General features: G+C 54.1%; 24 protein-coding genes. 6 read left to right on the top strand and 18 right to left on the bottom strand.

The window, feature by feature from the left end; translation table 11 throughout:
* Positions 1–392: 392 nt before the first annotated feature.
* The 5 genes from ACVDHE_RS09860 to ACVDHE_RS09880 are packed head-to-tail and all read right to left on the bottom strand — an operon-like array spanning position 393 to position 5,896.
* Positions 393–2,174 carry a DUF2357 domain-containing protein gene (locus ACVDHE_RS09860; RefSeq protein WP_458884461.1) on the bottom strand — a complete coding sequence of 594 codons (1,782 nt, stop codon included), beginning with the start codon at positions 2,172–2,174 and terminating at the stop codon, positions 393–395.
* Positions 2,158–4,206: an McrB family protein gene (locus tag ACVDHE_RS09865; RefSeq protein WP_458884462.1), complete on the bottom strand. Its 2,049-nt coding sequence runs from the start codon at positions 4,204–4,206 to the stop codon at positions 2,158–2,160. Before ACVDHE_RS09865 ends, ACVDHE_RS09860 begins: the two co-directional genes overlap by 17 nt.
* 5 nt (positions 4,207–4,211) lie before the next feature.
* A complete protein-coding gene (locus tag ACVDHE_RS09870; protein WP_458884463.1) occupies positions 4,212–5,096 on the bottom strand; it encodes a coiled-coil domain-containing protein in 885 nt (294 codons plus the stop codon).
* Positions 5,097–5,102: 6 nt separating this feature from the next.
* Positions 5,103–5,435 (bottom strand): helix-turn-helix domain-containing protein, encoded by a 333-nt coding sequence (locus ACVDHE_RS09875; protein WP_458884464.1) that lies wholly within the window; start codon positions 5,433–5,435, stop codon positions 5,103–5,105.
* Between the two features lie 11 nt (positions 5,436–5,446).
* Positions 5,447–5,896, bottom strand: coding sequence for a hypothetical protein (locus tag ACVDHE_RS09880; protein ID WP_458884465.1), 450 nt, complete (start codon positions 5,894–5,896; stop codon positions 5,447–5,449).
* Positions 5,897–6,006: 110 nt separating this feature from the next.
* Between ACVDHE_RS09880 and ACVDHE_RS09885 the strand changes: the two genes are divergently transcribed.
* Positions 6,007–6,318, top strand: coding sequence for a helix-turn-helix domain-containing protein (locus ACVDHE_RS09885; RefSeq protein ID WP_050624078.1), 312 nt, complete (start codon positions 6,007–6,009; stop codon positions 6,316–6,318).
* A 57-nt stretch (positions 6,319–6,375) separates the two neighbouring features.
* On the opposite strand, the gene ACVDHE_RS09890 is transcribed toward ACVDHE_RS09885, so the two are convergent.
* From ACVDHE_RS09890 to ACVDHE_RS09910, 5 genes are all read right to left on the bottom strand, one after another.
* On the bottom strand, positions 6,376–6,621 hold the full coding sequence (locus tag ACVDHE_RS09890) for a DUF6061 family protein (protein ID WP_458884466.1): 246 nt from the start codon (positions 6,619–6,621) through the stop codon (positions 6,376–6,378).
* A gap of 452 nt (positions 6,622–7,073) precedes the next feature.
* A complete protein-coding gene (locus tag ACVDHE_RS09895) occupies positions 7,074–8,249 on the bottom strand; it encodes an AAA family ATPase (RefSeq protein ID WP_458884467.1) in 1,176 nt (391 codons plus the stop codon).
* Positions 8,239–8,577: a plasmid mobilization protein gene (locus ACVDHE_RS09900; RefSeq protein WP_458884468.1), complete on the bottom strand. Its 339-nt coding sequence runs from the start codon at positions 8,575–8,577 to the stop codon at positions 8,239–8,241. Before ACVDHE_RS09900 ends, ACVDHE_RS09895 begins: the two co-directional genes overlap by 11 nt.
* A gap of 4 nt (positions 8,578–8,581) precedes the next feature.
* Entirely contained in the window at positions 8,582–9,664 is a 1,083-nt protein-coding gene (locus ACVDHE_RS09905; protein ID WP_458884469.1) for a site-specific integrase, read from the bottom strand.
* Positions 9,665–9,666: 2 nt separating this feature from the next.
* A complete protein-coding gene (locus tag ACVDHE_RS09910) occupies positions 9,667–9,870 on the bottom strand; it encodes a MerR family transcriptional regulator (protein ID WP_087236778.1) in 204 nt (67 codons plus the stop codon).
* Between the two features lie 303 nt (positions 9,871–10,173).
* Between ACVDHE_RS09910 and ACVDHE_RS09915 the strand changes: the two genes are divergently transcribed.
* Positions 10,174–10,662, top strand: a complete 489-nt coding sequence (locus tag ACVDHE_RS09915; RefSeq protein ID WP_458884470.1) for a helix-turn-helix domain-containing protein — start codon at positions 10,174–10,176, stop codon at positions 10,660–10,662.
* Between the two features lie 292 nt (positions 10,663–10,954).
* Here ACVDHE_RS09915 and guaA read toward each other — a convergent pair whose 3' ends face one another.
* From guaA to ACVDHE_RS09950, 7 genes are all read right to left on the bottom strand, one after another.
* Positions 10,955–11,908, bottom strand: a complete 954-nt coding sequence (gene guaA / locus ACVDHE_RS09920) for a glutamine-hydrolyzing GMP synthase (RefSeq protein WP_325224759.1) — start codon at positions 11,906–11,908, stop codon at positions 10,955–10,957.
* Positions 11,909–12,108: 200 nt separating this feature from the next.
* Positions 12,109–13,455 (bottom strand): NADP-specific glutamate dehydrogenase, encoded by a 1,347-nt coding sequence (gdhA, locus tag ACVDHE_RS09925; RefSeq protein ID WP_458884471.1) that lies wholly within the window; start codon positions 13,453–13,455, stop codon positions 12,109–12,111.
* A 12-nt stretch (positions 13,456–13,467) separates the two neighbouring features.
* A complete protein-coding gene (gene gdhA / locus ACVDHE_RS09930; RefSeq protein WP_418725648.1) occupies positions 13,468–14,814 on the bottom strand; it encodes an NADP-specific glutamate dehydrogenase in 1,347 nt (448 codons plus the stop codon).
* A gap of 328 nt (positions 14,815–15,142) precedes the next feature.
* On the bottom strand, positions 15,143–17,023 hold the full coding sequence (locus ACVDHE_RS09935) for a PTS mannitol transporter subunit IICBA (RefSeq protein ID WP_213037923.1): 1,881 nt from the start codon (positions 17,021–17,023) through the stop codon (positions 15,143–15,145).
* A 71-nt stretch (positions 17,024–17,094) separates the two neighbouring features.
* Entirely contained in the window at positions 17,095–18,813 is a 1,719-nt protein-coding gene (ptsP, locus tag ACVDHE_RS09940) for a phosphoenolpyruvate--protein phosphotransferase (RefSeq protein ID WP_458884473.1), read from the bottom strand.
* A 44-nt stretch (positions 18,814–18,857) separates the two neighbouring features.
* A complete protein-coding gene (locus ACVDHE_RS09945) occupies positions 18,858–19,124 on the bottom strand; it encodes an HPr family phosphocarrier protein (RefSeq protein WP_213037925.1) in 267 nt (88 codons plus the stop codon).
* A 117-nt stretch (positions 19,125–19,241) separates the two neighbouring features.
* The gene (locus ACVDHE_RS09950; protein WP_213037926.1) at positions 19,242–19,979 is read right to left on the bottom strand and encodes a DeoR/GlpR family DNA-binding transcription regulator; all 738 of its coding nucleotides are present in this window, start codon (positions 19,977–19,979) and stop codon (positions 19,242–19,244) included.
* A gap of 259 nt (positions 19,980–20,238) precedes the next feature.
* On the opposite strand from ACVDHE_RS09950, the gene ACVDHE_RS09955 reads away from it, so the two are divergent.
* The 3 genes from ACVDHE_RS09955 to ACVDHE_RS09965 all read left to right on the top strand — a co-directional run bounded on the left by ACVDHE_RS09955 (position 20,239) and on the right by ACVDHE_RS09965 (position 23,804).
* Positions 20,239–21,399, top strand: coding sequence for a mannitol-1-phosphate 5-dehydrogenase (locus ACVDHE_RS09955; RefSeq protein WP_458884475.1), 1,161 nt, complete (start codon positions 20,239–20,241; stop codon positions 21,397–21,399).
* Between the two features lie 240 nt (positions 21,400–21,639).
* A complete protein-coding gene (locus ACVDHE_RS09960; RefSeq protein WP_213037928.1) occupies positions 21,640–22,980 on the top strand; it encodes a glucose-6-phosphate isomerase in 1,341 nt (446 codons plus the stop codon).
* Positions 22,981–23,015: 35 nt separating this feature from the next.
* Positions 23,016–23,804 carry an HAD family hydrolase gene (locus tag ACVDHE_RS09965; RefSeq protein WP_418725644.1) on the top strand — a complete coding sequence of 263 codons (789 nt, stop codon included), beginning with the start codon at positions 23,016–23,018 and terminating at the stop codon, positions 23,802–23,804.
* 93 nt (positions 23,805–23,897) lie between these two features.
* On the opposite strand, the gene ACVDHE_RS09970 is transcribed toward ACVDHE_RS09965, so the two are convergent.
* A complete protein-coding gene (locus ACVDHE_RS09970; protein ID WP_458884476.1) occupies positions 23,898–24,620 on the bottom strand; it encodes a hypothetical protein in 723 nt (240 codons plus the stop codon).
* A 201-nt stretch (positions 24,621–24,821) separates the two neighbouring features.
* On the opposite strand from ACVDHE_RS09970, the gene ACVDHE_RS09975 reads away from it, so the two are divergent.
* A complete protein-coding gene (locus ACVDHE_RS09975; RefSeq protein ID WP_458884477.1) occupies positions 24,822–25,031 on the top strand; it encodes a hypothetical protein in 210 nt (69 codons plus the stop codon).
* The last annotated feature ends 151 nt before the right edge of the window (positions 25,032–25,182 follow it).

The following is a 25,182-nucleotide window of genomic DNA, read 5'->3' on the forward strand; positions in this document are numbered from 1 at the left end:
TGCACAGAATAATAAAAAGAAAAAGAGAGCTAACTGACGAATCAAAATCAGTTAGCTCTCTTTTTATGAATAATGAAAAAGCGTTGCCAAATCGTTGCCACGAAGGGCCTTAACCCCTCAAAACCCAGTTATATCAAACTTTTCCGGGTCTCTGAAATCATTCCCACTCGCCGAGTTAAATCCATTTCTAAACTTTTTTGTATAGAGGATTTGATTCGACGTGGTTTTATTTGATGCAGATTATCCTTATCATAAGGTCTATTCGGACTTTTGCTATCAAAAATCTATCCAGGCCATCCTATCAGGGGTTTTACTTGAGACGGACGATTGGGTGGCTTAGGAGTATTATAACACAAATAAATTTACTCCTCAACAGATTCTGCAATTAAAAATTAAGGGCCCGGATTAATTTTAATGTAAAATTGATCTGCAAGTTTAACTGCATTACTTACCTCATCGATCAACCTTTCACATACTTTCTCAACTATATTTCTATCTCTCGTCGGTCTAAATGTCAAGAGGGTTACTTGATCATCAGAATATTCTCTTTCATCAAATATATCAGGCGTAAAAGTAAAGACATGAAGTACTGGCCGACTTGAGGTAAATAGATCCAAAAATCCATTAAAAAACAGTGGGGATTTAGAATCATTATGATATGCTTTTATTTGTTCACGGCTTGACCATGTATTGCCATACCAAAATGCCTTCAAACTTCGATATTTGCATTCTATTATAAACGATCCTACATACCATCCCGATTTTTTAGAATACATATTAATACATATATCAGGACGTGTATGCTTTCCTGTAATATATAAAGGATGTCCATAAAGCTTCACTTGCTCGGATTTTTTGGGTAGGACAGAATCATATATAATTTCAACAGCACTATCTTCGTTCTCCAACAATATCTTTGTTCCTGATTTTAAAAACGGGAACAAATGATCTTTCATAAAAATGTCTTGAACCCTCAACCCCACTTCTGTGTATTCCTGCAAAAAGGATCTGCATATACAAATATAGCACCACATTTCATAAAGCGAGCTACTCTTCTTCCACGAATAAGAGTATTGAGGATCCAGTTGTACAGAAAAATTGCGCTTGTTCATCTCTGAGTACATTCTATATAGGCTACCATATCTGGAATCCACAGCAAAAGAATGTGGTATAAACATATCTTCTGGATTTTTCACTGTTTGGAACCACTCTGCGCTTTTAATAATATTAGTTATTTTCTTTAATTTCTCGGCGGTTGCCAAATAAGATTCAAGTCCTTGGATATATTTTTCATCATATAAACTATGTTTAGGGTACCTTGTAAGCCTCTGTTTGCGATAATTTAAAGTAGAGTATATTACATCAATAAAGTGAGCGAGTTTTTCATCGTACGCCTTTACGATTTTTTTTAGTAGCCTGTTCTCTTGAATATCATACACAATATCACGCCGCGGAACCAATAGTGTATGGTTTAATGCTCCTCTCTGCAAATATTTCTTTACTGTTTCGGTATCAATTTCTCTGTTTTTGGATTCGTCTACTTCTTCATATCTTTTTTTTAGTTTGTATTTCGGCTTATCTTTTATATCTAGCAAGGCACTCATAATTGCATGAGCATTTTTGTTAATGATTAGAAATGCATACAAGTCATCTGGTGGAAGTAGGCCTTTAACTTCATCTCCTAATCCAATGTTTCTTCTAACAATATCTTGTGCTAATCCTTGAATTTCTGTTTCAAGATCATCACGCATAATTTTCCACTCTTCAAGTGATAATTGCTTTGGTGCAATTTTCAGAAATGAAAAGTAGGAATTTAAGCCGCACATTACAGATATTTGAAGCACATCAACCCGAAGCGCATCATAACTAGAGTCACTTCTATAAAGCTTGATAACCTCTTCTCCAGGCGTGCAGTAAACGAATCCCTCATCATCAACCATTATCCTATTCGATGAGGGACAGCACTCTAGTGCATCCAGATACAGGCGAGCCTCTTTATCTGTGCTATTAAAGTACAGATCCATTTCATCATTTTCTTTAATTGTAGCACAATCTTCCTCAGGTTCATGGGATAATTGTATGTCACCCCATGGACCAAAATCAATTTTTTGGGCGCTTGTATTAGGATTTACAATAAGATATGCCTGAAATGGCAGATTATAAGCAGTATCCATATACCTTCAACTCTTTTTCTTTCTGAGTAATTGCTTGCCTACAACGTTCAAACTTTGAAATATCATCAAACTTATCAAGAAGCGTAATTAATGCATTCTTTTGCTCCTGCGTTTGAAACAATTCTTTGAGTTGTTCTTCAGGCCCTCTGATCTTCGTTAAGATTCTTTGTGCAACTTGGTAGTCCAGCCCTTCAGCTTCAGAAAGTACATATTCTGTATCGCCTTCAGGTAAATTTCTTAAATACATCTCAATACTTTTGACAATACGTGGTCCTACGCCTAAATTTGCATTGGTTCCATGCAAAAGCGTATGCATTTCCCATAAGAATTCGCGGATTCTAGTCTGATTTTGGAGCTGAGCATCATCTTTCTTGATAAGCTTTCCAAAGTCCTCATTTGACCACTCTGGGGTATTGGCTGCACGATATTTATCTTCTTTCCAATTATTGGGTTGAGAGTAATCCAATACCTCCAAAGAAATGACATTTGCGCGGTCTAATACCTTATCTGAAAAATGATATGTAGATTCATCAATATTTACAGTTCCAACAAATTTTACATTATCACCTATTGAAACCTGTTGCGGGTACTTTGAAGAGTTGTAAAGTTGGTTTGCATATTGTTCATCATAAAGTACAAGTTCTCTCGCGCCAACGGGTCTCTCAAGAATTGATAAGAACTGGCTAAAATAGTGCTCTACTCGCGCGAGATTCATTTCATCCAAGCAAATAAGGTATAGTTTATCTTTATTTTCAGGCCTTGATGCTTCAACAATTTTATTAATAAACCCTGTGTCACTAGGTCTATACACCATATGAACTAAGTCAACATACCCCAGCAGATCGGAATCATCATTCCAAGAAGGACGAACTGGGATTATTAACACATTGCTTTTACCAATACCTAACGCTTTGGCATAGGTATCTACAAGCGCAGATTTTCCTGTTCCACTCATGCCAGAAAGTATAACTAAATTTCCCGTCTTAATTGCTGTGTGAAAATTAACTATATCCTTTGGGGAATAGAACAACTTATTCTTTTGGCTATGATAGCGGAAAAATTTAAAGATTGCAGTCTCAGACTTTTCAGTAGGCAGCTCGCGAAGATCGTCACTCGGTGGTTCTTGCGCAACAGGTGCACCTTGAGAAACTTTATTTTGTTGATCGCTATCGCTTTCTTCCTGCTTAGGTAAATTTGCAGTTGAAGCTTCTTGCGCTACATGGGCAGCATTATTTTCTTCTACTTTTTGAGCTATTCTATTAATAATATCAAGATATTTTTTCTCAGCAATGTGAATAACAGATGGGTTACTTGGACTTTGAACGATATATTCAAGTATGTCATCATCTTCATCATCCAAATTAATCTCGCAGTAATTCTCAATGTTAATTTGAATCATTAAACTGTCCATAGCAGTGCGAGATGCTGACTTTATAGGACCAATTGCACACATCTTTCGGCTGTCGCTCCACACAATAAATTCAGGGAAGCTGGTAGCATCATTAATCTGGAAATTATAGATGCGTCCAACTGTTTTGTTCTCTACTAAACGCTGAAAGAACTCCCCAAAGTTATCATATTCTCTAAATAAGGGCCAGCTACCATTTGCATCGATTTTATCACACTGCGTTTTCCCAGAAAAACAAGGAATTGCAACAAATTTCGTATTTTCATCAATCACCAATGGCCGAGTAAGTACATCTGCAACATCTACCTTTACATTCCCCATTGAATCAATCTTATGAGAGAATACAAATAAGGATTTTGAATAGAAATCAGAAAAAGCCTTTACACGATCTTCCGGCGCACTATACTGATCATCGACGAATTCTAAATTACGAATCGAACTAATATATCCTGTGAACTGCTCCTCAGCTACATCGTTTTTAGTTGAAAGAGATTTTATCTTATATTGAATATCGCCAGGCTTGTTAATAAAAACTGCTGTTCTTCCGTAGTCCTCAAATCCTTTAATTTCTTCATCTTTGGCCAAACGACCAACCATTTCTATATGTTTAAATTCAATAGGCATAATCGTTACCTCCCATTTTCCAGATAATCTATTAGTTCTGCATGAGTACAGAATACGTGCAGTTTTTCTTGAATATAGTCTAACTTTTGAATATATCTTCTACTTGGAAATGGCATATCATTTGGTACATATAAAATTTCAGAATAATCACCGACCATGTGATTCAATTCCGTGATCTGGTCATATGGCAATACCATAACCCCTGCAAAGGACTGTTGGAGCGAATTAGAAATGACTAAAATTTTTCTGCTTTGCATATAGGTTATACGGCTCAGTCTGCTACATTCTGTTTCTAACTTATCTATTTTTTCCTGCATAGAAGATACTATTTCTTTGTGCTCTTTATCGCTACGTTCCACATCTTTTTCTAGTAAAGTTACCTTCTGCTTTTGTGATTCTAATTCTATACGTAGGCTTTGATTTTCTTTGTTTAAATCTCTTAGTTGCTCTTTTGCCTGTTCCAATTCTTTATACGTTGTAAGGTATTTTTTTCGGAATTCATCAGATTTCTTTTTACTTTTCCCATCAGCTATAACTATATTTTTTGTCGGTATTTCAATTTGATTGCTTTCCATTAATGGCATCAATTTAGTTTCATCTGCTTTGTTTACTTGGATTAAATATGCAAAGCAGGTAACCGCTGAATCCGGCGAAAAATTATTAATTGCATCTTCTTCATCAACGTATGTTGTAGAATAACATTCCTTTAATATGTCAAAAAGTACTTTCTCATTTTTGGAAAAATGTAACGCAAGCAACCTAGAAGGAACATCTTTTATAGTACGAAAACCATCAATTCTGACCTTATGTTTTTGAATATGTCCAAGTAAGACGGACTTTTCTTTTGGACTTAGATACTCCAAAAAGTTACAGTAAAAGTTTTGTGTCATATACTTTTAAGCCTCACTCTGTTCCGCAATAATATCGCGGTTTTCTTTCTCAGCATCAGATGGTACAAAATCAATAATATCTCCAAAGTTTACATGGAGCACAGCACAAATACGGCAAAGAATACTTAGTTTCACTTCTTCATCTCTTCGTAATTTGGTCATAGTATTTGGCGCAAGACCTGCCGCTTTTCGTAAGTCTGCTTTACTCATTTTCTTATCAATTAACACTTTCCAAAGTTTACTATATGAAACACTCACAAGCTTCACCTCCGCATAGAGTAGTATTGTGTTATTATACCATATTTCGGCATCTATCACAATAAAGTTTCGCTTAATCATAAGAACATCTCTCAAAGTAGGAATATTTGCAATTTTCTCTGCGAGGCTTTCGTCCGTGCATACTCTACTAAATCTCTTGCATTACTCGCGGGATGCCAGGCATAGGCGATGAGGTAGTCTACATGATCCACAACATAGCGGTTTGCTCTTATAATTGCAGCCTTGCGCGGAACGCTTTCCATCCCTGGCGGATAGAATGTTCCATTAAATCCATTGGGTGTCGGTATCGGCTGCTCTGCCGGATGATATGGCAACAGTAAAGTGAGCCTTACCTCTGGGTAAAAACGCTTGGCTTCTTTGACTGCCGATGCTGCAAGGTGGTCAAATCCGCCGTAGTGACCAACGATAAATTCTGTGACGCCATATTCCAAAATGTGCTGCTCCACAGCAGCATATAATGCCGGATAAATCTCTTCTGAAGCCTCTCTGTGCCCGATGAAAAAACAGCTTTTTCCTTCCAAAGTTTTCCCTCCTTTGTAGTTGTGTTTATCGTTAAAATTATACGATATAAATGATTAAATCACAACGATTTATCAAAGTATAATTTACGAAGAACACAAGCAAAGGAGTGATGCAGGTGAAGGATATTCTCTCGGTTATAACCGCGTATCGAGAGGAGCGGGGCTGGACAGAGTATCAGCTTGCAGAACGCTCTGGTTTGCCGCAATCCACGATCTCCTCATGGTATCGCAAGAACATGGTTCCGACTATTCCATCCCTGGAGAAAATCTGCACAGCCTTTGGCATTACGCTATCTCAACTATTTGCCGAAGAAGATGCACCTGTTTCCTTGACTGAGGCGCAGAAAAAGCTTCTGGAACGCTGGTCAAGGCTAAGTGAAGAACAGCAGGCTGTTGTATTTGCTTTGATCGATAAGATGTAAAAAATCCGTCAGAGACGCACTCTTTAGAGTGCTGCTTCTGGCGGATTTTCTTTGCCATCAATCTAACGGAGTTTTCTGTGTTACTGCTTTTAGATATAATTCAGGGTCCCCATTCAAAATCAGTTCGGCATAGGACAGTGGATCATTATAGATCAGCCAGTCCAGTTCTGACCGCTGGTACATACTGTTTGCCACCTCGTTCTCCACGGCGGTGCAGTCGATGGACAACAGGGTTCCATCTTCCATGCACAGCTCCACGCAGGCAGTGTCCGGGTTGAACTCACAGGACAAAATTTTTCTCATACTCATTACCTCCCAATACTTGTATTTCAGTTGATTTTCCGCAGCGGCATAAGGGCCGTTTCGGTTGTTTTAGATACAGGCAAGCAATGCGTGTGGATAGCCACACACAAATCCGGCAAGCAATGCGAGTGTTAATACACACTCACATTTCCTGCCGTCTGCTTGTTGAGGGCAGCGCCCCCAAGCCCCTTTTGAACACAGAATTTCATTCTGTGGCTGCGCGTTCTCCGAACGCTTTTTGCCCCTGTACCCGGTACCCTGTTTCGGGGCATAGGGTGTCGTGAAACGCGACATGGTAGTTGCTTTTAGAGTGCCCTAAAATGGGGCACCTCCTGGAAGATGGGGTGGTAAAATACCACCCCAGTTTTTTCGTTCCGCGACGGTGGCGACGGTCGCAACGGTGCTGAGAGTACCCCTCAAAACACCGTCGCGACCGTTGCGAGCGTCGCGCTTTACTCGATTACTTCAAACGCAGGTGCTTCCACCACCATGTAGGTCAGCCGGATACGCCGCCCGGCGTGCTTGGTTTTGTTCTCATACTTTACCTGATGTTCTTCCAACAGGCGGCTGGCATTCACATTCAGATGCTTGGTGAGCCGGTTTACCGCCATATCAGTCTGAATCGCTTGGGCCAGCTCCGTAGGACTCCCTTCCCATTCGCGGTTCTCGGAGGATACGATCTTTGCCACGGCTTCCAGTACCGGGTCCTTGGGCTGCTTCCAAAGCTCATTCTCTGCATGGTCGAGGCTCCAAATTAGGTTCTCCTGCTCCTTGCTCAGATACAGCCGCTGATCCGGCTGGTCTCTGCCCACCACCTCCAGAGTGGCCTTGCTATCCGTCCGTTTCTCCTTCTGCATCAGGAGCGCACCATCCGCACAGCCCAGCAAGCCGGTGGTGCCCGAGATCATCTCAAAGCTGTCTCCTGCAGGCTGCTTTCTGGTGTGGTGAACGATCAGGACGCAGATGCCATATCGGTCAGCAAATTGTTTCAGCTTGCCGATTACCTCATAGTCGCTGGAATAGCTGTAGCTGTCGCTCACCGCTTCCCGAACTTTTTGCAGGGTATCCACAATAATCAGTTTGGTGTCACTGTGTTCCCGGACGAACTTTTCCAGCTGTTCATCCAGGCCACCGCCGATCATTTTAGCGTTGGTGGCGAAGTGGAGGGAGCTTGTCCCCTCCACTCCGAACATTCGGAACATCCGGCGCTGTAAGCGGCTCTCGTCATCTTCCAGAGCAAGATAAAGGACGGTTCCTTGGTGGACTTTGTAGCCCCACAAGTCCTGCCCGGTACTGACATGGTGGGCGATCTGCGCCACCAGAAAGGACTTACCGATTTTGGGCGCTCCGGCAAGGATGTACGCTCCCGTGTAGAGCAAGTTCTCAATCACCGCAGACTTGCCCTCGAACACATTGTCCATCAGCTCGTCCAAGGTCATAGTATGCAGGTAAGCCGGGTCGCTCATGCGGCGCATTTTCCGGTAAAGTTCCTCCAAATCTCTTTCGGGGGAATTGCTTTTTTCGTCCGGGTCTGGTATAGTAATCTTGTAATTTTGAGAGATTGACTGCCCATCATCTGCGCCAACAGATGAGCCATGGGCGGTCATTTTCTTTTTCTCATCGGTCATAGGCAAAATCCTCCTGCTGCATCCCGTTCATAATGGTTGCAATCATACGGATGGTGTCCAGCAGCTCATCGTTCACGCCCTGCCCAGCCTCGATCCGGCGCAGTTCGTCCAGCACGGCGGCCAGCTGATCCCGCAGGGCCTTGTAGACCCTGGGATTGCCCTGGACCACCACATCCCGTTCCAGCAGCCGCCGGATGATGTAGTCCTGCTTGGTCAGGCCGGTGAGCTTCACTAGGGTTTCCAGCTGGAGATCTTCCTCCGCCGACACCCGGAAGGCCACCGTCTTGTTCCTCCAACGGTTGTGGTTGTCATAGTTCTTCTTGGACATTTTCTTACACTCCCTTCTCATTTTTCAGTGAATCCAGCTTGTCGGCCATTTCCACCTGACGGGTGGGGAACAAATGAGCGTAGCGGTAGGTGATGTCGATACTCTCATGCCCCACACGCTCCGCGATGGCCAGAGCGGTAAAGCCCATGTCGATCAACAAACTGATGTGGCTATGTCTCAAATCGTGTATGCGAATCCTTTTCACCCCTGTTTGCTTGCAGCCACGGTCCATTTCCCGGTGAAGATAGCTTTTGCTGATGGGAAACATCCGGCTGTCCGGCTCCACGCCGTAGAGCTGCTTGAGGTAGTCCTGCAACTCGTCACACAGAAACTGGGGCATCTGAATCACTCGATTGCTCTTGGGCGTCTTGGGCGTGGTAATGACATCCTGTTTGTTGATCCGCTGGTACGACTTGTTGATGGTGAGGGTACGCTTCTCAAAGTCGAAGTCTGCCGGGGTCAGGGCCAGCAGCTCTCCCTCCCGGATGCCGCACCAGTACAGAACCTCAAAGGCGTAGAAAGACAGCGGCTTATCCATCATGGCCTCGGAAAACTTGGTATACTCTTCACGGGTCCAGAACAGCATCTCCTTTCGTTCCTCCGCCCCCATGTTGCCCGCCTGCCGGGCCGGGTTGATATTCAGACCGTAAAATCGGGCAGCATGGTTGAAAATGGCGCTAAGTTGATTGTGAACGGTTTTAAGGTAAGTTTTGGACAGGGGCTTGCCGTGACAGTCCCGCATCTCCCGAATCTCGTTCTGCCAGCGCATAATGTCCTTGGCCGCGATCTCCGACAGCTTCCGCTTGGCAAAATAGGGCAGGATCTTCTTTTTTATGATGCTCTCCTTGGTAAGCCAGGTATTGAGCTTCAGCTTGGGTTTAATATCCCTCTCATAAAGAGCAACGAAGCTCTCAAAGGTCATGTTTACATCGGCCTGTTTCTCCATCAGGAACTCCCGTTCCCATTCCAGCGCCTCTCGCTTAGTTGCAAAGCCCCTTTTGAGCTTCTGCTGGCGCTCACCCTTCCAGTCGGTGTAGCGAAACTGCACATACCAGGTGCCGTTGTCCTTGTTCTTAAACGCTGCCATGATTACTCCCCCTTTCTCGCCGTCTCGGTTCTCGTGCCGTAGAACTTCTCGTGGAAGAACTTGCGGTCGATCCGGCCGGAAATCGTGATGCAGCCGGTTTTCGCCAGTTCCTCATTCATCTGCCGGATGAGCTTATAGGCATAAGGCACGGATACGCCCAGCTCCTCGGCCACTTCATTGACGCGCATAAAAATCTGGTTTGCCATGGTAAATACCTTCCTTTCTTCGTTGTTGGTGACTGCTGCCTGTGGTTTTCGTGTTTCATAAATGCCTCCTTACTTATGTCCGCCACTTTTTCTCGGTTTCGCAACCAAAAATCTGACGGGCCATTTGATTTGCTATATTATCTAAACTTATCCGCTTAGTATTCTTATAATACTATACATATAAGCTTAGTTCAAGCCTTTTAGAAGAAATATTGTTAAATAAATTTGCTTAGATTATCTTGACAAAACTAAGCAAATATGCTATGTTTCATATAAGAACAACCATAGATGGGAGCTGAATGTATGGCGATTGGCGAACGGATTCACTTTTTCCGTCTCCTGCGGGGGATGACTCAGAAATATCTTGGCATGGCGCTGGGCTTCCCGGAGAAGTCTGCCGATGTGCGCCTGGCACAGTATGAAACTGGATCAAGGACCCCTAAGGCGGATCTAACTGCCGCCCTGGCGCAGGTACTGGATGTCTCGCCCCATGCACTTTCTGTCCCGGATATAGACTCCTATGTGGGGCTCATGCATACCTTGTTTACCCTGGAGGATAACTACGGTTTGAAGATCACGGAGCAGGACGGCGAACTTGCCTTGCAGGTGGATTTCCGCAAAAACAAGGATGCTGCCCGGCTGCATGAGATGCTCTGGGCCTGGCGGGAACAGGCGGCCAAATTGGAAGCCGGTGAGATCTCTCAGGAGGAATACGACCACTGGCGTTACCACTACCCAGAGTACGACAGCAGCCAGATCCGCGCCAAGGTGCCGCCGGAGGGCCTGATCTGAATCTCTCACTTGTAGGCCACGGGAGAGGCCATTTGTTGCGCAAAATCAGAAAATTCAGATAAATGAGAGCAAAATAAAAAGGTCTAACTGATCAGCAAAAATCAGTTAGACCTTTTACTTATGAATAAAAAGATGAGGATTTTTAGGCTACTCGCAAGCCACCCGATTTTTTGTTTCAAACTCAATAAATCGGGATTTGACGAGTGCTATCAATCTGCTATCAAATGGGGATTTGAAAAATCAAAAAGTCAGTATTTTCAAGGGTTTGCGGGCCCTCATATCCACTTTTTGCTTATTCCCACTCAATGGTTCCGGTGGGCTTCGGGGTCAGGTCGTAGAGGACGCGGTTGACGCCCTTAACCTCCGCGGTGATGCGGGCGGTGATGTGCTGCAGCAGGGCGAAGGGCACATCCTCCACCGTGGCGGTCATGGCGTCCACGGTGTTGACGGCGCGGATGATCACCGGCCAGTCAAAGCTGCGCTTACCGTCCTTCACGCCGGTGGACTTGAAGTCGGGCACCACGGTGAAGTACTGCCACACCTTGCCCTCCAGGCCGTTCTTGGCAAACTCCTCCCGCAAAATGGCGTCGGACTCCCGCACGGCCTCCAGCCGGTCCCGGGTGATGGCGCCCAGGCACCGCACGCCCAGGCCGGGGCCCGGGAAGGGCTGACGGTACACCATGCCGTCGGGCAGGCCCAGGGCCTTGCCGACCACGCGGACCTCGTCCTTGAACAGGAGCTTCAGGGGCTCCACCAGCTCGAACTTCAGATCCTCCGGCAGGCCGCCCACGTTGTGGTGGGCCTTGACGCCGCCGCTTTCCAGAATGTCGGGATAGATGGTGCCCTGAGCCAGGAACTCGATGCCCTCCAGCTTCCGGGCCTCCTCCTCGAACACCCGGATGAACTCGGCGCCGATGACCTTGCGCTTGGTCTCCGGCTCCTCCACGCCGGCCAGCTTATCCAGGAAACGGTCCACGGCGTCCACGTAGATGAGGTTGGCGTCCATCTCATCCCGGAATACCTTCACCACCTGCTCCGGCTCGCCTTTGCGCAGCAGGCCGTGGTTCACATGGACGCACACCAGCTGCTTGCCGACGGCTTTGATGAGCAGTGCGGCCACCACAGAGGAGTCCACGCCGCCGCTGAGGGCCAGCAGTACCTTTTTCTCTCCGATTTGGGTCCGCAGAGCCTTCACCTGCTCGGCGATAAAGGCTTCCGCCAGAGCGGGGGTGGTGATCCGCTCCATGGTCTCGGGGCGCTTGTTGGAATCCATAGGCTGTTCCTCCTGCGTATCTCATGATATTTGGGCCGGTATCCGGCCCCACTTTCGACCTTATTCTACCATAAAGCGCGATCTCTTTCAATAGAGCCTCCGTCCGGCCGCGCAAAAAAGGCGTCCCGAAGTAACCTTCGGGACGCCTTTCGGATCACAGACAGGAAGAGGACTCACAGACCCTGGGCGATCATGGCCTGAGAGATTTTCTTGAAGGCGGCGATGTCGTTGCCGGCGATCAGGTCATAACCCAGGCCGTACTCCTCGGCCGCTGCGGCGGAGGAGTCGTAGATGTCGCCCATGATCTTCTTCAGGCGCTCATCCACCTCCCGGCGGGTCCAGCTGTAACGCAGGCTGTTCTGGACCATTTCCAGGGCGGAGACCACCACGCCGCCGGTGCCGGAGGCCTTGGAGCCGGCGGTCAGGACCCGGGGGCTGAGGCGCAGCAGGTTCAGGGCGTCGGAGGTGGCGGGCATGTTGGAGCCCTCCACGTAGTAGCGGACGTTGTTGGCCACGATGCGGACCGCGTCCTCCACGTCCAGCTCGTTCTGGGTGGCGCAGGGGATCACGATGTCCACGGGAACTTCCCAGGGCTTCTTGCCGGCATAGAACTCCACGCCGAAGCGGTCGGCATAGGCCTCCACCTTATCCTGACCGCTGGCGCGCATCTGGAGCATGAAGTCGAACTTCTCCTGGGTGGTGATGCCGTCGGGATCGTAGACGTAGCCGTCGGGACCGGAGAGGGTGACCACCTTGCCGCCCAGCTCCGCGCTCTTGCGGCACACGCCCCAGGACATATTGCCAAAGCCCGAGACCGCCAGGCGCTTGCCCTCCATGGTCTCGCCCTGGTGCTCCAGCATCCGTGCGGTGAAGTACACGGTGCCGAAGCCCGCGGCCTCCTGGCGGATCTTGCTGCCGCCGTAGGTGAGGCCCTTGCCGGTCAGGGCGCTGCTCTCGGACCGGCCGGTCAGACGCTTGTACTCGCCGAAGAGGTAGCCGATCTCCCGGGCGCCCACGCCGATGTCGCCGGCGGGGATGTCGGTGTCGGCGCCGATGTGGCGGTACAGGGCGGTCATAAAGCTCTGGCAGAAGCGCATGATCTCCCGGTTGCTCTTGCCACGGGGATCGAAGTCCGCGCCGCCGGCGGCGCCGCCGATGGGCAGGCCGGTCAGGGCGTTTTTGTAGGTCTGCTCAAAGCCCAGGAACTTCACCACGGAGGGGTTCACGGAGGGGTGGAACCGCAATCCGCCCTTGTATGGGCCGATGGCGCTGTTGAACTGGACACGGTAGCCGTGGCAGGTATGGGCAAAGCCCTTGTCGTCCACCCAGGGCACGGTGAAGGACAGCATCCGGTCCGGCTCCACCATGCGGGTCAGCAGGTCCAGCCGCTCATAGACGTCGCTGTCCTGCAGGGCCGGGGTAATCATCTCCAGCCACGTCAGGACGGACTGGAGATACTCCGGCTGATCGGCGTACCGCTGCCGCAGGGCAGCGGACACGCTGGAAACATAGTCGCTCATACCGGTCCCTCCTCACACCAGGCCGTAGGCCAGCATGGAGTCGGCCACCTTCAGGAAACCGGCGATGTTGGCGCCGGCCACCAGGTCGCCGGGTCTGCCGTACTGGGCGGCGGCGTTGGAGGCGTTGTGGTAGAGGTTGGTCATGATCTCCTTGAGGTGCTCATCCACCTCCTCGAAGGTCCAGTAGAAGCGCATGGAGTTCTGGCTCATCTCCAGGGCGGAGGTGGCCACGCCGCCGGCGTTGGCCGCCTTGGCGGGGGCGAAGAGCAGGCCCGCGGCCTGGATGGCCTCCACGGCCTCGGGGGTGCTGGGCATGTTGGCGCCCTCGGCCACGGCGAAGCAGCCGTTCTTGATGAGGGCCTTGGCGGAGTCCAGGTTCAGCTCGTTCTGAGTGGCGCAGGGCAGGGCGATGTCGCAGGGGATCTGCCAGATGCCGGAGCAGCCCTCGTGGTACTCGGCCTCGGGGTGGGTGTTGACGTATTCCTTGATACGCTTGCGCTCCACTTCCTTGAGCTGCTTGATCAGGGGCAGGTCGATGCCGTTCTTGTCGTAGATGTAGCCGTTGGAGTCGGACATGGCCACCACCTTGGCGCCGAAGGACGTGGCCTTCTCGCAGGCGTAGATGGCCACGTTGCCGGAGCCGGAGATTACCACGGTAGCGCCGTCGAAGCTGCGGCCGGCGGCCTTGAGCATATTGTCGGTGAAGTAGCACAGGCCGTAGCCGGTGGCCTCGGTGCGGGCCAGGCTGCCGCCGTAGCTGAGTCCCTTGCCGGTGAGGACGCCGGTGAACTCGTTGCGCAGGCGCTTGTACTGGCCGAAGAGGTAGCCGATCTCCCGGGCGCCCACGCCGATGTCGCCGGCGGGCACGTCGGTGTCGGGGCCGATGTACTTGAACAGCTCCGTCATGAAGCTTTGGCAGAAGCGCATGACCTCTGCGTCGGACTTGCCCTTGGGGTCGAAGTCACTGCCGCCCTTGCCGCCGCCGATGGGCAGGCCGGTCAGGGAGTTCTTGAAGATCTGCTCAAAGCCCAGGAACTTGATGATGCCCTCGTAGACGGAGGGATGGAACCGCAGACCGCCCTTGTAAGGGCCGATGGCGCTGTTGAACTGGACGCGGAAGCCGCGGTTGACGTGGACGTTGCCCTGGTCATCCTCCCAGGGCACACGGAACTTGATGATGCGCTCAGGCTCCACCAGGCAGTCCATGACGCCCTCTTTGATATACTCGGGGCGGGCTTCCACCACGGGGACCAGGGAGGTCAGGACCTCCCGGACTGCCTGGTGGAACTCAGGCTCGGCCGGATTCCGCTGAATGACCCGATCCATCAGGTCGTTCAGATACGCGTTCTGAATACTCATGCTTCTTCCCTCCAAACAATTCTGCCCGGCGGCAAATTCTTTGCCACCGCAGCGCTTTAACGGAGAAAATCGTACCACAAAAAACGTCCTCCCGTCAACGACTTTTGTCTGCTGGCAGCACATCTTTGGCGATTTTTTGCAACTTTGGCCCGGCCGAACGGGGAGATTCTGTGATATCCGATGGAAGCATTTCAGAGGTGGATCTTTCTGAAGGCGGGGAAAGCGCTTTCCAAAAAGAGGAATAAAAGATCCCGCCCCCCGGCTATCGGGGGGCGGGAAAAAACTGTGTATGGGGGATGGACGGCAGCGGCTGTCCGCGTCAGGAGGGTTATTCCAGGCCGTTGAGCTTCTTGAACAGGTCCTCGGCGTCGGCACCGGCTACCAGGGCGTCGGTGTCGGCGTCACTGGCGGCGATGGCCACGATGCGGCCCAGGATCTCCAGGTGCTCGTCGCCCTTGGAGGCGATGCCCACCACCAGCTTCACGGTGTCGCCGTTCCAGGAGATGCCCTCGGGATAGGTCATGACCACCATGCCGCTGCGCTTGATGAGAGGCTTGACGTCATTGGTGCCGTGGGGGATGGCCACGTGGTTGCCGATGGCCACGGAGAAGCTGGCCTCCCGGTCCAGCATGCCCTGGATGTACGCCTCTTCCACATAGCCGCTCTCCACCATCAGCTCGCCGCAGCGGCGGATGGCCTCCTCAGGCGTGACGGGCTTGCAGTTCAGCAGGATATTCTTCCGCTCCAGCAGCTCGCTGCCGGTCTCGGCGGCCTCTGCGGCGGGGGCAGGCTCCGCGGCGGGCGCGGCCTTGGGGGCCTCGGCGCCGGCGGCCAGGCGGGCCACCAGGGTGTCATACTCCGGTGCGCCCATGAAGTTCTGAATGGGAATGATCTCAGCGCTGGGGTTGCTGGAGGCGGCCCGGGCGGCCAGCTCGTGGTGGGTCACGACGATCTGGCAGTCCCCGGGGATCTCGGAGACGGGGGAGTGGATGACCTCGATGCCGGTGACGCCGGCATCCTTCAGCTTATTGCGCAGCATGGTGGCGCCCATGGCGGAGGAGCCCATGCCGGCGTCGCAGGCAAAGACGATCTTCCGCACGTCGGAGGCGGAGACCTTGGTGCCGCCGGCGGCGGGGATGGCCTGGCCCTTGGAGGCGGCCTTGCTGGCAGCCACCTGCTGCTGAGCGGCCTCCAGGTCGCCGTCCTTGCCGAACATCTTCAGCAGGATCACCGCCAGTACAAAGCTGACCACGGCGGCCACGGTGATGCCGGCGATGTTGGCGAAGTAGGAGCCCTTGGGCGTCATCAGCATCTCGGCGATGATGCTGCCGGGGGAGGCAGCTGCCTTCAGACCGCCGCCCAGGACGGACAGGGTCAGGATGCCGCAGATGTTGCCCACCATGGGGGCGATGATCAGGATGGGGTTCATGAGGACGTAGGGGAAGTAGATCTCGTGGATGCCGCCCACGAACTGGATCAGGGCGGCGCCGGCGGCGGAGGAGCGGGCGTTGCCCTTACCGGCCACGCAGTAGGCCAGCAGCAGGCCCAGGCCGGGGCCGGGGTTGGACTCGATCATGAACAGGATGGACTTGCCGGCCTCCATGGCCTGCTCCGTGCCGATGGGGGTGAACACACCGTGGTTGATGGCGTTGTTCAGGAACAGGACCTTGGCGGGCTCCACCAGGATGGCGGTCAGGGGCAGCAGGCCGTGGTCCACCAGGGCCTCCACACCGGCGCCCAGGGCGTTGGTCAGGAAGGTGCAGGCGGGGCCGATCAGGAACATGCACACGATGGACAGGGCGCCGCCCAGGATGCCGACGGAGAAGTTGTTGATGAGCATTTCAAAGCCGGCGGGGATGTGGTTTTCCATGGCCTTGTCGAACCACTTGATCAGCAATCCGCCCAGAGGACCGGCGATCATGGCGCCGATGAACATGGTGATGTCGGCGCCCACGATGACGCCCAGGGTGGCGATGGCACCGGCCACGGCGCCCCGCTGGCCGCCCACCATCTTACCGCCGGTGTAGCCGATCAGCAAAGGCAGCAGGTAGTTGAGCATGGGGCTGACCATGGTGGCGATGGCCTCGTTGGGGAACCAGCCGTCGGCGATAAACAGAGCGGCGATGAAGCCCCAGGCGATGAAGGCGCCGATGTTGGGCATGACCATGCCGCTGAGGAACCGACCAAACTTTTGTACTCGTTCTTTCATGGCGGAGTCTCCTTACTCTTTTCACACACAGATTTTATAAAATGGGATTCGCGCAGGACAGCGCTCCGGGGTCATTTCTCCGGAGCGGAGACCTTCTTTAAGTAACCCTCCACGCCGGAGGCGGTGGACAGGCCCAGGGCCTCCTGGGCGATGCGCTTGACTTCGTCCTCCCGCCAGCGGTGGATGCTGGCCCGGGTGGCCAGCACGGAGGAGGTGCTGACGGAGAACTCGTCCAGCCCCCAGGCCATCAGCAGCGGGATCAGCCCCGGGTCCGCGGCGGCCTCGCCGCACATGCCCACGGGGATGCCCGCCTCCTTGGCGGCGGTGATGACGCTGCGGATGGACCGCAGCACCGCCGGCTGGAAGGGAGTGTACAAAGACGCCACCTGGGCGTTGCCCCGGTCCACGGCCATGGTGTACTGGGTCAGGTCGTTGGTGCCGATGGAGAAGAAATCGCTCTCCCGGGCCAGCAGGTCCGCGGTCAGGGCGGCGGCGGGGGTCTCGATCATGACGCCCAGGGCGATGTCCTTGTCATAGGGCAGCCCGGCCTCGGACAGCTCCTGCTTGCACTGCTCCAGCAGCTCCCGGGCGGCGCGGACCTCGTCCGCGGAGGTGACCAGGGGCAGCATGATCTTGATGTTGTGCTCCTCGGCGCCGGCCCGCAGCAGCGCCCGCAGCTGGACCTTGTACAGGTCCGGCCGGTCCAGGCAGTAGCGGATGGCCCGGTGGCCCAGGAAGGGGTTCTCCTCTTTTTCCATGCCCAGGTACTCGATGGCCTTGTCTCCGCCCACGTCCAGGGTGCGGATAATGACCTCTTTCCCGGCCATGGTCTGGGACACGGCCCGGTAGGCCTCATACTGCACCATCTCGTCGGGGAGGCTGGTGCGGTCCATGAACAAAAACTCCGTCCGGAACAGGCCGATGCCCTCGGCGCCGGACTGCGCGGCCACCTCCGCCTCGGCGGCGGAGCCGATGTTGGCAAAGAGCTGGTAGCGCTTGCCGTCGGCGTCCACAGTGGGGCGGTTCTGATAGACCTTCAAAGAGGCGATCCGGGCCTGATAGTCCTTCTGCCGGGTCAGATATTCGCTGCGGGTGCGCTCATCGGGGTTGAGGATGGCGATGCCCTCGCCGCCGTCCACAATGAGGCCGTCCCCATCCTGGACCACCTCCAGCACCTTGGTCACGCTGAGGACCGCGGGCACCTGGAGCGCCCGGGCCAAAATGGCGGAGTGGCTGGTTTTGCCGCCGGTGGCGGTGATGATGGCCGCAACATTCTTCTTCTGAAGCCCCACGGTCATGGAGGGGGTCAGCTCCCGGGTCACCAGTACGGTGCCGGCGGGCAGGTTGGAAAGATCCACGCTGGCAGCTCCCAGCAGGATGCCCAGCAGGCGGCTGCGGATGTCCTTGACGTCCGTGGCCCGCTGGCGCATCATCTCGTCCTCCACAGCGGCGAACATGTCGGCGTACATGGTGCACACGTTGTCCACCGCCGCCTCGGCGCAGGCGCCGCCGTCAATGGCGTCCTGCATCTGGGAACGCATGAAGGGATCCGCCAGCATGGCGATCTGCCCGGTGAGGATCTCGGATTCCTTGTCTCCCACCTGCTGACGGATATGCTCCGCCATGGCGGAGGTGCGCTGCTCAAATTCCTCGATGGCCGCCTGGAGGCGGGCCTTTTCTGATTCCTTGCCGGAGTATGCCACGTCCGAGTAGTCCAGATTTTCTTCCCGTACACACACCGCCCGGCCAAGGCCGATACCGTCCGAGGCGGCGATTCCCCGCAGGATCATCTTGCGTCCCTCCCTATTACAATGATTGTCCGTGCCAAGACAGCTTACAGATCGCCCAGGCCCGCTTCCACCAGGGCCACGGCGGCCTTCAGGGCTTCGGCCTCCTGCTCGCCCTCGCAGCGGATCTCCAGCTCGCTGCCCTGCTTGATGCAGGCGGCCATCAGGTGCATGATGCTCTTGGCGTTGACGTTCTTACCGCCGAACACGATGGTCACGTCGCTGTTGTACTTGGCCATCTCTGCCACGAACACCTGAGCGGGACGCATGTGCATGCCCTGGGGATTGATGACCTTCACCTTTGCAGATACCATGATGATACTTCCTCTCTTTTCCTTGTTTTTGGATGCTTATTGATTGGCGCGGCAATGCCGCGCCTGGGATCACGATCCGTTTGCGGATACCCCGGCGCAGGCGCGGGAAAGAGGCGGTCAGACCTCAATGACCGCCGTATAGTCCCGGAAGGCCGGGTCGCTGAGATGGTTGGTAACGATGCGGGCGGTGTTCAGCGGCGCCACGGCCACCGCCGCCACCTGGCCGAACTTGCTGGAGTCCGCCAGCACATAGACCTGCTGGGACCGGGAGGCCGCCAGGGTCTTGACCGCGGCCACCTCCGGGTCGGCGGCGGTATAACCCTGCTTGACGGTGATGCCGTCGATACCCAGAAAGCCCTTGGTAAAGTTGTAGCGCCCCAGGGAGGCCAGGGCCTCGGCTCCCACCAGGTTCACGGCGCCGGGGTTCAAGGTGCCGCCCAGCACCCGGGTCTGGAGATTGTACCAGGTGAGCCGGCAGGCTGCCTCGATGCTGTTGGTCATGAACAGCGCCCTGGAGTTTTGAAGGTATTCCACCATCTGCATCACCGTGCTGCCTGCATCCAGATAGACGACATCGTCGTTGGTGATGAGACTGGCGGCGTACCGGGCGATCCGGTCCTTTTCCGCCAGATGCAGACGGCTGGACTCCGGCATTTTCCCAAAGACCTCCTCGGTCTCGGCCAGAGTGGCGCCGCCCCGGACCTTGCTGAGCTTACCCAAATTGGCCAGAGTGTTGAGATCCCGGCGGATGGTGGCCTCCGACGCGCCGGTCAGTTGACACAGGTAGGAGACACTGACCGTCCGCAGCGCAGACAGCTCATGCAGAATGATATCGGCCCGCTGTTCCGCCAGCATGAATTTTACCCTCCTTTGTGACGAAAATCCATTGACATCTTCTGGATTTTAAGGTATCATAAAAATCAGTCAAAATCAATCATTTTCAATCAAATTAAGTATATAAAAAGTGTGGCCTGTTTTTGTGAATAATCACGAAACTAGCCAGTAAAATACGATTGAGACCTGATTTTTTCCTCTGAGCGGGCAGATTTTCCCTGGTGAACCATTTGTGCGCGGCACAATCAAAATACTTTATTTGAGAATGGAGTGCTTTCAGATGAAACAGGCAATTCAAATCGGCGCGGGCAACATCGGACGGGGCTTCATGGGCGCGCTGCTGGAGCAGGCCGGCTGGCACGTGACCTTCGCCGACGTGGTGGAGTCCATCATCTCGGAGATCAATACCAAGAAGTGCTACACCGTCCATGTGCAGGACCGGGAATGCGCGGAGATCGTCATTCGGAACATTGACGGCGTCCTCTCCAACAGCCCGGAGTTTCTGGACCGCATCGCTCAGTGCGACCTGATCACCACCGCCGTGGGCCCCCGGGTGCTGCCCATCATCGCCAAGACCATCGCCGCCGGCCTCCGGGCCCGTAGAGCCGCCGGCAATACCAGCCCCATGAACATCATCTGCTGCGAGAACGGCCTGCGGACCACCACCCGGCTGAAGAACGAGGTGGTCACCCATCTGGGCCAGGAGGATCTGGACTTCATCGAACAGTACGTGGGCTTTGCCGACTGCGCCGTGGACCGCATCTGCCCCAAGCCCTCCTTTGAAAGCCCCATCGACGCCGCCGTGGAGAGCTACTCCGAGTGGGACGTGGAGCGCTCTGCCTGGAAGGGCGAGCTGGCGGATGTCCCGGGCCTGACCTATGTGGACGATCTGCTGGCCTACCTGGAGCGCAAGCTCTTCACCCTCAACAGCGGCCACGCCATCTGCGCGTACCTCGGCAGCCTCAAGGGCTACACCACCATTCGCGACAGCATCAACGACCCCGCCATCGGCGACATCGTCTACAAGGCCATCTGGGAGAGCGGCGAGGGATTGATCCGGGAGTTCCACTTCGACGCCGATGCCCACCATGCCTATATCGACCGGATCTTCCGCCGCTATCAGAACCCCTATCTGGAGGACGAGACCATCCGGGTGGGCCGGGAGCCCATCCGCAAGCTGGATCCCGCCGACCGGCTCATCAAGCCCCTGATGACCGCCTACTCCTATGGCCTGCCGGTGGATCACCTGATTTTCGGCGCCGCCGCAGCCCTGCGCTATGACTGCGCCGACGATGCCCAGAGCGTGGAGGTGCAGAAGAAGATCCGGGAGGAGGGCGTGGAGGCGGCTCTGACGGCCTACACCGGCATCCAGCCGGATCACCCCCTCTTCACCCGCATCCTGGACGTGTACCGGGCCCTGGCCGTGGCCGCCAAGGCGTGATATGGGCGTCCGATACAGCGAATCAAGAAAAAAAGGCTCCGCCGCGCGGCGGAGCCTTTTTTGTCGTTCCGACAGAGGAAGAGCCGTTTTTCTTAAAACAGGAACTTTTTTTCCTGCGCTCCGTTCATCCTGTGTTGACGGTAAAACCGCCGGCGTGCTATGATGGAACAAAGATGGAACGGTCCGGGACCTCCGGCATGACCGGAGGCGGTTGAACCATATTTTAGGGAGGAAACGTACATGCTGACTGTAAAAACCTTTCAAATGGAGAACTTTCTGCCTGCTGATTATGCCCAGAAACTGCTGCCCCGTCTGAATGACGCCCAGCAGAAGCTGCAGCAGGGCACCGGCAAGGGCAATGATTTCATCGGCTGGGTCCATTTGCCCCGGGACTACGACAAGGAGGAGTTCGCCCGCATTAAGGCCGCTGCCGCCAAGATCCAGAGCAACTCCAAGGCCCTGGTGGTCATCGGCATCGGCGGGTCCTATCTGGGCGCCCGGGGCGTGGTGGAGTGCCTGCGCTCTCCCAACTACAACCTGAAGAAGAAGGACACCCCCAACATCTACTTCCTGGGCAACGGCCTCAGCGCCGACTCCATGCAGGAGGTCATCGAGCTGCTGGGGGACGACGACTTCTCCGTCAACGTCATCTCCAAATCCGGCACCACCACGGAGCCCGCCGTGGCCTTCCGGTTCTTCCGCAAGCTGTTGGAGGACAAGTACGGCCGCGAGGGCGCCCGGGAGCGGATCTTCGCCACCACCGACAAAGCCCGGGGCGCCCTGAAGTCCCTGGCCGACGCCGAGGGGTGGGAGACCTTCGTGGTGCCTGACAATGTGGGCGGACGGTACAGCGTCCTGACCGCCGTGGGACTGCTGCCCATCGCCGTCACCGGCATCGACATCGACGAGCTCATGGGCGGCGCCGCCGACATGATGAAGGCCTGCGACAGCGCCGACTCCCTGGACTGCCCGGCCTGGCTGTACGCCGCCACCCGTTACGCTCTGTACGAGGCCGGCTATCCGGTGGAGATTTTGGGCTGCTACGACCCCGCCTTCCGCTTCATGACCGAGTGGTGGAAGCAGCTCTACGGCGAGAGCGAGGGCAAGGACCACAAGGGCCTGTTCCCCGCCAGCGTGGAGTTCACAGCCGACCTCCACTCCATGGGCCAGTACATCCAGGACGGCCGCCGCATCCTCTTTGAGACCATGGTCCGCCTGGGCGCGTCCGACGCCCTGCTGGAGGTGCCCTTCGAGGAGAGCAACGGCGACGGTCTGAACTTCCTGGCCGGCAAGTCCATGGACTTTATCCGGGAGCGGGCCATGGACGGTACCCTCCTGGCCCACACCGAGGGCGGCGTGCCCAACATGATCGTGGAGACCGCCGGCAAGTCCGCCCGGGATCTGGGCCAGCTGATCTATTTCTTTGAGTACGCCTGCGGCCTCTCCGGCTACCTGCTGGACGTGAACCCCTTCGACCAGCCCGGTGTGGAGGCCTATAAGAAGAATATGTTCGCCCTGCTGGGCAAGCCGGGCTACGAGGACCGCCGGGCGGAGCTGGAGAGCAAGCTGGCCAAGGCGTAAGCACGCCGCTCCGGCGCGGCTGATGGGGGATTGCCATGATTCGACTGATCGCCTGTGATATTGACGGGACGCTGCTGCAAGCGGGGCAGGAGACCCTGCCCCCGGCCATCCATCCCCTGATCCGGCAGCTGGAGGAGCGGGGCGTGGCCTTCTGTGTGGCCAGCGGCCGCCAGTTTTCCAACCTCCATGCGCTGTTCGGCCCCTCTGCCGGGCGGATCTATTACGTCTGTGAAAACGGAGCCCTGGTGTTTGGAAAGGGCGCGCCGGACCGGCCGCTGAAAAAGATCGTCCTCACCCGGGAGCTGATCAGGGCGCTGGCTGCGGATATTCAGGACCGGCCGGAGTGTGAGATCCTGTTTTCCGGCTTGAATACCAGCTACCTGCTGCTGAGGGATCCGGCCTCTCTGGAGAAAATACGGCCGTATCTTGGCAGCCGGATTATATCCGTGGAGAGCGCCGGGCAGATCGAGGACGAGATCGTCCAGATCTCCGCGTTCTGCCAGCCGGATACGCAGGCGCCCTATGCGGCGCTTTCCGCCCGCTGGGCGGAGCGGGTCAACGTGACCGTGGCCGGGGAACACTGGATCGACTTTTCGACCGCTTCCAAGGGCGCCGGAGTGGAGCTGCTGTGCGGGGAGCTGGGCATCACGCCCCGGCAGGTCATGGCCTTCGGGGACAACTTCAACGACGTATCCATGCTGGATCTGGTGGGATGCCCCGTCATTATGGAGAATGCGCCGGAGGCTCTGCGGACCCGTTATGGTGTCCAATGCCGGGATGTAGTGGAGAGCCTCCGTACCGCCCTGGCAGCGGGGGAGCTGTAAGGGAATGAAACAAAGCGCCTCCGGGAGCTTCTTGCTCCCGGAGGCGCTGCTTATTTGCAGGATGCGCCCCGCAAGACCCGGGGTGCCCTTTTATTACCGCCGCAGCTTGTGGCAATACTGGGTGCAGAGCTTGTCGGTGCACTCGCAGCACTGCAGCGCCGCGTTGGAATATTCCCAGAATCGCTCCGGGTACATCATCACGCACAGCTCCCACACCAGCCACGCCGCCGCGGCCATGAGAACCAGCGAGCGGGCGTAGAAGCCGCGCATAAAAATCAGAGGGGAGAACATCATCAGGTGATCCCAGTTGAAGATCCGGCAGGTGGTGCAGCAGCGGTTTTTCATGATCAGCCGGAAGGGGCACCAGATCAGCACGCAGATCAGGTCGCAGACGTAAAACAGCACGGAGATCATGAACAGGCCGATCTGATCGATCACCCCGAGGCTGTACAGGACCCCAATGGCGGCGATCAGCACGCACCAGAGGAGAAATACCTTGTAGGCGGCCTTGGTGGTGGATACGATATAGCTGCGCAGAGCTCTGTAATTGATTTTTTCCCGAATGGGCCGGAAGTGGTTGGCAAAGAGCTTCTGGGAACCGATGGGAACCTTGTTTCTGACGGGGACGATCTGGAGAAACATATCCCCCACCCATATGATCCACAGAAGATGCAGGGGAGAGAGGGTTTTGAAGAAGTTCAGCCCGTCCAGCACCGTGAAAGCGTCCCGTCGGTATGCCCACAGCAGGAGGCACAGGACAAGGACCAGACAGCGGCCTGCCAGCCTGGCAAAATAGATTTTTCTGGTAGCGGACATTGGATCCCTCTTTCTCCGTCGCGGAAGTGAGAGCCGGTCAGAGAGAACGGCTGTATGTTACAGTATACTGTATTTTCGAAAGAATGTAAATGCGCGCAGACGAGGCCGATATACAGAAAAGCTGCTGCAAAGCGGATGCCGGTGTCGTTTTGTGAAAAAAGCGTCGGAGCAAGCATTTTTGCTTGCTCCGACGTGGCGGAGATGGAGAGATTCGAACTCTCGCGCGCTGTTACACGCCTACCGCATTTCGAGTCCTTGGAAGCGGGTGTCTTTTGGAGCATTTTGAGCGCTTCTCTGCGTCTTTCAGAACTCCGGAAACCCTTGATTTTACTGGGGTTTCCGGAGTTTTCGCTGTTGGCACAAGGCTTTGGGGATTTTTCCTGTCAAAGCAGATTTTCCGGAAAAGTGTGAGCATTCTGTTAGCGTTTTGTGAGCGCAAACCGTGTTGACTCTGTATGGAGCCCATTTCTGGGAGTGTCGAAATCAGAGCAAAAATATCAATTTTTGAGAAAGTTTGTGCTATTGATAGCACAAACTTGATTTTTCACTTTCTTTATGCTAC

Source organism: Dysosmobacter sp. Phy (genome assembly GCF_054476235.1).

What these genes read in the sequence shown, in the direction of transcription:
- ACVDHE_RS09910 (WP_087236778.1), bottom strand. Translation starts at nt 9,870, where the DNA reads ATGGCAAACCAGATTTTTATGCGCGTCAATGAAGTGGCCGAGGAGCTG.
- ACVDHE_RS09875 (WP_458884464.1), bottom strand. Translation starts at nt 5,435, where the DNA reads ATGATTAAGCGAAACTTTATTGTGATAGATGCCGAAATATGGTATAAT.
- ACVDHE_RS09905 (WP_458884469.1), bottom strand. Translation starts at nt 9,664, where the DNA reads ATGGCAGCGTTTAAGAACAAGGACAACGGCACCTGGTATGTGCAGTTT.
- ACVDHE_RS09935 (WP_213037923.1), bottom strand. Translation starts at nt 17,023, where the DNA reads ATGAAAGAACGAGTACAAAAGTTTGGTCGGTTCCTCAGCGGCATGGTC.
- ACVDHE_RS09960 (WP_213037928.1), top strand. Translation starts at nt 21,640, where the DNA reads ATGCTGACTGTAAAAACCTTTCAAATGGAGAACTTTCTGCCTGCTGAT.
- ACVDHE_RS09975 (WP_458884477.1), top strand. Translation starts at nt 24,822, where the DNA reads ATGGAGAGATTCGAACTCTCGCGCGCTGTTACACGCCTACCGCATTTC.
- ACVDHE_RS09955 (WP_458884475.1), top strand. Translation starts at nt 20,239, where the DNA reads ATGAAACAGGCAATTCAAATCGGCGCGGGCAACATCGGACGGGGCTTC.
- ACVDHE_RS09890 (WP_458884466.1), bottom strand. Translation starts at nt 6,621, where the DNA reads ATGAGAAAAATTTTGTCCTGTGAGTTCAACCCGGACACTGCCTGCGTG.
- ACVDHE_RS09860 (WP_458884461.1), bottom strand. Translation starts at nt 2,174, where the DNA reads ATGGATACTGCTTATAATCTGCCATTTCAGGCATATCTTATTGTAAAT.
- gdhA (WP_458884471.1), bottom strand. Translation starts at nt 13,455, where the DNA reads ATGAGCGACTATGTTTCCAGCGTGTCCGCTGCCCTGCGGCAGCGGTAC.
- ACVDHE_RS09900 (WP_458884468.1), bottom strand. Translation starts at nt 8,577, where the DNA reads ATGTCCAAGAAGAACTATGACAACCACAACCGTTGGAGGAACAAGACG.
- ACVDHE_RS09895 (WP_458884467.1), bottom strand. Translation starts at nt 8,249, where the DNA reads ATGACCGATGAGAAAAAGAAAATGACCGCCCATGGCTCATCTGTTGGC.
- ACVDHE_RS09950 (WP_213037926.1), bottom strand. Translation starts at nt 19,979, where the DNA reads ATGCTGGCGGAACAGCGGGCCGATATCATTCTGCATGAGCTGTCTGCG.
- ACVDHE_RS09915 (WP_458884470.1), top strand. Translation starts at nt 10,174, where the DNA reads ATGGCGATTGGCGAACGGATTCACTTTTTCCGTCTCCTGCGGGGGATG.
- ACVDHE_RS09865 (WP_458884462.1), bottom strand. Translation starts at nt 4,206, where the DNA reads ATGCCTATTGAATTTAAACATATAGAAATGGTTGGTCGTTTGGCCAAA.
- ptsP (WP_458884473.1), bottom strand. Translation starts at nt 18,813, where the DNA reads ATGATCCTGCGGGGAATCGCCGCCTCGGACGGTATCGGCCTTGGCCGG.
- ACVDHE_RS09870 (WP_458884463.1), bottom strand. Translation starts at nt 5,096, where the DNA reads ATGACACAAAACTTTTACTGTAACTTTTTGGAGTATCTAAGTCCAAAA.
- ACVDHE_RS09885 (WP_050624078.1), top strand. Translation starts at nt 6,007, where the DNA reads ATGCAGGTGAAGGATATTCTCTCGGTTATAACCGCGTATCGAGAGGAG.
- guaA (WP_325224759.1), bottom strand. Translation starts at nt 11,908, where the DNA reads ATGGAGCGGATCACCACCCCCGCTCTGGCGGAAGCCTTTATCGCCGAG.
- ACVDHE_RS09945 (WP_213037925.1), bottom strand. Translation starts at nt 19,124, where the DNA reads ATGGTATCTGCAAAGGTGAAGGTCATCAATCCCCAGGGCATGCACATG.
- gdhA (WP_418725648.1), bottom strand. Translation starts at nt 14,814, where the DNA reads ATGAGTATTCAGAACGCGTATCTGAACGACCTGATGGATCGGGTCATT.
- ACVDHE_RS09965 (WP_418725644.1), top strand. Translation starts at nt 23,016, where the DNA reads ATGATTCGACTGATCGCCTGTGATATTGACGGGACGCTGCTGCAAGCG.
- ACVDHE_RS09970 (WP_458884476.1), bottom strand. Translation starts at nt 24,620, where the DNA reads ATGTCCGCTACCAGAAAAATCTATTTTGCCAGGCTGGCAGGCCGCTGT.